At 64.3% G+C, this 442-nt stretch carries 1 protein-coding gene; it reads right to left on the reverse strand.

Annotated features, from left to right (window positions below):
- A partial coding sequence (locus tag M3677_RS18740) for a BREX system Lon protease-like protein BrxL (protein ID WP_251161186.1) occupies positions 1–442 on the reverse strand: 442 nt, incomplete at both ends.

A 442-nucleotide genomic window follows, 5' to 3' on the forward strand; every position in this document is an offset into this window, starting at 1 on the left:
GGTCGAAGGAAACGCCTGACACCTCGTCGAAGCAAACCACGTCGTACTGGGCGACCAGGCCTCGCTGTCCGTTCGCGTTGTTGACGAACATGCGCGCGACCGTCGCCTTGCCGCCGCTCACCAGGTGCGAGTAAGGGCTGACCTGCTGGAAGAGGTGGGACTTGCCGGTACCCCTGGGACCGAGCTCCACCATGTTGTAGTTGCGGACGACAAACGGGATCATTCGCAGCAACAAGACGTCCCGAGCGCGATCACTGAGCGCCTCCGGCTCGAAGCCCACGCTGCGGAGCAACAGGTCCTTCCACTGAGCCGTGGTGAACTTGCCGCGTCCTTGGGCAAGATCCTCAAGCGCATTCCGTGTGCTCAGCTGGATCGGCCGGAGCCCCACGATGCCGAACGGCCGGCCCGAGTTCTCGCCCGCGATGCTGGCGTCGTACTCGAG

It is taken from the genome of Curtobacterium sp. P97, assembly GCF_023712445.1.
Classification (GTDB): domain Bacteria; phylum Actinomycetota; class Actinomycetes; order Actinomycetales; family Microbacteriaceae; genus Curtobacterium.